General features: G+C 43.5%; 3 protein-coding genes. 2 read left to right on the plus strand and 1 reads right to left on the minus strand.

Features of this window, described 5'->3' with window-relative positions:
- Positions 1 to 1,269, plus strand: a 1,269-nt coding sequence (locus AC1DWN_RS31420; protein ID WP_477562782.1) for an ABC transporter ATP-binding protein, incomplete at its 5' end; no start/stop codon positions are given.
- Between the two features lie 81 nt (positions 1,270 to 1,350).
- Positions 1,351 to 1,911: a DUF1232 domain-containing protein gene (locus tag AC1DWN_RS31425; RefSeq protein WP_477562783.1), complete on the plus strand. Its 561-nt coding sequence runs from the start codon at positions 1,351 to 1,353 to the stop codon at positions 1,909 to 1,911.
- 88 nt (positions 1,912 to 1,999) lie between these two features.
- Here the strand turns inward: AC1DWN_RS31425 and glsA are convergent, their stop codons facing one another.
- On the minus strand, positions 2,000 to 2,941 hold the full coding sequence (gene glsA, locus AC1DWN_RS31430) for a glutaminase A (RefSeq protein WP_477562784.1): 942 nt from the start codon (positions 2,939 to 2,941) through the stop codon (positions 2,000 to 2,002).
- Positions 2,942 to 2,989: the final 48 nt, after the last annotated feature.

Here is a 2,989-nt window from a genome sequence, read left to right on the forward strand (position 1 = left end):
CTAACTTTGCTAACTTTTCTAGTTGTACCAGCTATGGTATTTGGTATGAAATGGATTACTAAGCAAACCGGACGACTATTCAAGGCACAGCAACGTAATCTCGGAGATTTGAATGGTTATATAGAAGAGACACTTTCAGGACAGCGGATTGTAARGGCTTTTTCTCAGGAAAAAACGGTTATTGAAGAGTTTCGTTTACGAAATGAACGCATTCGCGTATCTGGCTTCTGGGCACAGACGATATCTGGCTTTATACCAAAGCTGATGAACGCATTAAATAATTTAAGCTTTGCAATTATTGCTGGTGTAGGAGCTATTTTCGTATTAAATGATGCTTTAACTGTCGGCGTTATCGTTATTTTTGCGGAGTATTCAAGGCAATTCACAAGGCCGCTCAATGATTTGGCGAATCAATGGAATACGCTGTTATCTGCTGTAGCCGGAGCGGAGCGTGTGTTTGATGTGCTTACTGAGGAAGAAGAACGGAAGGATGAGTCGAGTGCCATAGAGCTGGATAAGGTGAGAGGCGCTGTAGCATTTGAAGACGTAACCTTCTCTTATGAAGGACGTTCCTCAACGCTAAGTCATGTTAGCTTTGCTGCTTCGCCCGGTGAGACGGTTGCGTTTGTTGGTCCAACAGGAGCAGGCAAGTCAACACTTATTCAACTGTTATGCAGATTTTACGATGCGGACAGCGGACGAATTATGATTGATGGTCATGATAGCCGAACGATAAAACGTGAGAATCTGCGTTCACATATGGCTTTTGTTCTGCAGGACCCGTTCTTGTTCGAAGGGACCATCCGTGAAAATATTCGCTACGGTAAATTAGAGGCAACAGATGCTGAGGTAGAGCAAGCGGCGAAGCTTGCGAATGCCCACTCGTATATCGTTAGATTACGGGGTGGATATGATTCCGTGCTTAAAGCTGATGGAAGCGGGATAAGCCAAGGGCAGAAGCAGCTGCTCGCTATTGCTAGAGCTATTTTGGCTAACCCTTCTATACTCGTACTTGACGAGGCAACCAGCAGTATTGATACGGTGACTGAAATTAAGATTCAAGAAGCATTAAATCGTCTGATGGAAGGCCGTACAAGCTTTGTTATCGCTCACCGTTTAAACACCATTCAGCAGGCTGACCAAATCGTAGTATTGCAAAATGGTGCAATTACCGAGAGAGGATCACACTCAGAGTTGCTTAATCAGCAAGGCTTTTATAGCAGGCTGTTCAATGGGCAATTAGATCCTGTTTTGTTGAATGAGGAGTAATATGCATTTAATTAATGAAGCTGGTTGAAACTATAAGGATGGAAAAAGAGTATTAATAGTTATAAAGAAGGAGGTGGGACCATGACAGCCATTACATGTACGAGCTGCGGACGGAGCAATGATGTGAATGCAGACAAGCTGTTTGAGGCACAATGCTCAAATTGCGGAGATAAGCTTATTGAGGAGACGGTTCCCTACGAGGTAACCGAAACAGAGCTAGAAGCTTCCTTAAACTCTAACGTTCAGACTGTTGATCCGAAGGATTTGGATATAAATAAGTGGATTCAGAAAATCGGGGATCACGATAAGCAAACTAAATATGTGAATGAAGGTTTTTGGTCGAAGGTGAAGCGTCACGCGGCGAAGGTTCCTTTTGCCAAAGAGGTTGTTACGCTCTACTATTGTTCTATTGATCCGAAAACACCGATAAAGGCTAAAGTAACTGCAGTAGGAGCATTAGCTTACTGGATAATGCCATTAGATCTGCTTCCGGACTTCGTGCCAGTAGTCGGATTCGTGGATGACGCAACCGCTGTATTTATTGCCTATAAGGCTCTAAGCGGTCAAATTACCGATGAGCACCGAGATAAGGCAGAACAGTTTTTTATATTGAGTAAAGATATTAAGCTGGTCGATCAATAGCTTTATGCTGTGTGAAATGAACAAAGGGGCTGCCCGGAGTCAATGACTCATGTGGACAGCCCCTTTTATCTAAAGTCAGATTCGACTTTTAAAATAAACTCCAATCAAAATCACGAGATAGCGACTCAAGAAGAGCAACACCTGCTATGCTGTTACCTTTGCGATTAAGAGCAGGGCCGACTATGCCAATGCCATAACGGCCAGGAACCATAGTTAATATTCCACCAGATACTCCACTCTTTGCGGGCAGACCGACTTGGATAGCAAATTCACCAGATGCGTTGTACATGCCGCACGTTATCATGAAGGTTTTGGCGATCTGGACGTAGCGGCGAGGAATGAGAGATTGTCCAGTCGCAGGGTTGGTGCCATTGTTTGCAAGTACGATAGCCATCTGTGCGAGATCAGCACAAGACACATTAATGGAGCAATGACGGAAGTAAACCTCTAAAACATCCTCTACATGCCCAGCTAAAACACCGTTATCTTTCAAAAAATAGGCCATTGATCGGTTAAGATTGGCCGTCTCCGCCTCCGAACGATAAACATCCAAATCATAGGTCAGCGTATCATTACCAGAAATCGTACGGAGAAAGTTTAATACGCGAGCTGATTTTTCAGCAGGGCTCTTACCTGCGATCAAGGAGGAAATAGCTATTGCTCCTGCGTTAATAAGTGGATTAAAAGGGATTCCTGGCTGTACAAGCTCAAGCTTAAGCATTGAATTGAAGTTATCACCGGTTGGTTCCATGCCTACTTTATCAAATACGGCTTCCTCGCCGATATCCATTAAAGCCAATATGAGTGTAAATACTTTTGAAATGCTTTGCATCGTAAATTGCAGCCCGTAATCACCAGCAGAGATGGAATTACCACTAGCGTCTAAAATATGTATGCCTAGTGCTTCGATCGGCGCTTTAGACAATTCTGGAATGTAAGATGCCACCATACCATGCTTGCATTGTTGACGGCTCGTTTCGAGCAAAGAAGGCAGAAGTGAGCGGATACGGTCTATTTCTATTGAAGACATTTCGTTTCTACCTCCTTCATTAAATGTTCTCATAAGACTATAGTATGT

The organism is Paenibacillus sp. P4_A7 (assembly GCF_056402455.1).

What these genes read in the sequence shown, in the direction of transcription:
- AC1DWN_RS31425 (WP_477562783.1), top strand. Translation starts at nt 1,351, where the DNA reads ATGACAGCCATTACATGTACGAGCTGCGGACGGAGCAATGATGTGAAT.
- glsA (WP_477562784.1), bottom strand. Translation starts at nt 2,941, where the DNA reads ATGTCTTCAATAGAAATAGACCGTATCCGCTCACTTCTGCCTTCTTTG.